Annotated in this window: 2 protein-coding genes; both read left to right on the top strand. The window is 65.9% G+C overall.

Annotated features, from left to right (window positions below; genetic code table 11):
* Positions 1-968: TolC family protein (locus tag ACE3OH_RS21950; protein WP_374358341.1), on the top strand; the 968-nt coding region annotated here is incomplete at its 5' end.
* A 119-nt stretch (positions 969-1,087) separates the two neighbouring features.
* The coding region (locus ACE3OH_RS21945) for an efflux RND transporter periplasmic adaptor subunit (protein WP_374358338.1) at positions 1,088-1,985 on the top strand (898 nt) is incomplete at its 3' end.

Genomic DNA, 1,985 nt, shown 5'->3' with positions numbered 1-1,985 from the left:
AAATCGGCGTGATGCAGGAGGTGCCGAATGCCGCCAAGCGCCAGGCACGCGAAGAGGTGGCCGATGCCGCCATCGCACGTGTTGAAGCAGAGCGCAAGCTGGTGCAACTCACCATCCGGCGCGAGACCGCGCTGGCCTGGCTGAACCGCTACCACCTTGAACGCAAGCAGGCTCTATTCGACGAACTCGACCAGCAGAACCGCTTGCTGGCAGAAGCGGTGCGTGCCCAAGTCGCTGGTGGCAGAGGCACGGCGGCCGATGCCATTGCACCGCGCCAGGAGGCTGTGATGTTGGCCGAGCGCCGTGACGAATTGGCCCGTGATCTGGCGATAAGCAAGTCCGCCCTGCGGCGCTGGCTGGGTGCAGCTGGCGACGAGCCACTACTGGGCGAGCCACCGTCCTACCCCATCGACGGCACGCATCTGCAACACCGTCTCGACCTGCATCCCGAACTGGCGGTGTTCAGCCCGATGGCCGCCATGGCCCGCGCCGAGGTCAAGGAAGCCGAAGCCGGCCGCCGTCCCGATTGGGGCGTGGAATTCGCCTACCAGCACCGCGCTCCGCAGTATGGCGACATGGTGTCGGTGCAGTTCAGCTTCGACCTGCCCATCTTCCAATCCACCCGGCAAAGCCCGCAGATCGCCGCCAAGCAGGCAGAACTGGCGCGCATCGACGCCGAACGCGAGGCCATGCTGCGCGAGCATCGGCAAACACTCGAAGCCGACTTGGCTGAGTACGCCCGGCTTGACCGCGCAGCGGATCGCCAGGCCAAGGAAATTATCCCGCTGGCCCAGCAGAAGGCCGAGCTGCAGATGGACGGCTACCGCACCAGCAAGGTGGCCTTGACCGAGGTGATCGTCGCCCGCCGCGAGTTAACTGAAACCCGGCTCAGACAGATCGATCTGGAAAGCCAGCGTGCCCAACTGGCGGCCCGGCTGCACTTTGCCTTTGGGGAGGACCAGCAATGAACAAGCAAACCCTGCAATTCGGCCTTGCCACTGTGACTTTGGCCGTTGCCAGTGGCCTGGGTGGCTATGGCTGGGCCCGACACAATGCCAAACCGCAAGCGATGGCACCCGCCACACCCGTGGCAAACGCCGAGCGCAAACCCCTCTATTGGTACGATCCGATGGTGCCGGCTCAGCATTTCGACCAGCCCGGCAAATCGCCCTTCATGGACATGCAGCTGGTGCCCAAGTACGCCGACCAAGGTGGTGGCGACAGGGCCGGCATTAAGGTTGATGCCGGCGTCCGCCAAAACCTCGGCCTCCGCCTAGCCAAGGTCGAGCAGCTCGCCTTGGGGCAGGCGCTCGACGTAGCGGCTACCGTCGCCTACAACGAGCGCGACGTGGCCGTGGTGCAGGCCCGCGCGGGCGGTTTCGTTGAACGCGTCTACGGCCGCGCGCCGGGCGATGTGATCGCAGCCGGTGCGCCGTTGGCCGATGTGCTGGTGCCCGAATGGGCGGCAGCGCAGACCGAGTTCCTGGCCCTGTTGCGCCAAGGTGATGCAGGGTTGCGCGATGCGGCCCGCGAGCGTCTGCGTTTGACTGGCATGCCAGAGGGGCTGATTACCCAGATCGAAAAGAGCGGCCAAGTGCATGCTGTCACCACCATCACCGCCCCCATCGGTGGCGCAATTCAAGCGCTGGACGTGCGGGTCGGCATGACGCTGGCGGCCGGTCAGACGCTGGCCAGAATCAACGGCGTGAGCACGGTCTGGCTGGAAGCAGCCGTGCCGGAAGCCCAGGCCGGTCTGCTGTTGATTGGCTTGGCGGCCGAAGCCCGCTTCGCCGCTTTCCCGGGCGAGGTTTTTGCTGGCAAGGTCGCCGCACTGCTGCCCGAGGCCAATGCCAACAGCCGCACGCTGCGGCTGCGGGTGGAATTGCCGAACCCCAAGGGGCGATTACGGCCCGGCATGTATGCGCAACTCCACCTGGCTACCGGCGATGCGCGGCCCCCGCGGGGGGTACCAACCGAAGCCGACA

This window comes from Chitinimonas sp. (assembly GCF_041904975.1).
Lineage (GTDB): Bacteria > Pseudomonadota > Gammaproteobacteria > Burkholderiales > Chitinimonadaceae > Chitinimonas.
This window is presented reverse-complemented; position numbering and strand designations above follow the sequence as displayed.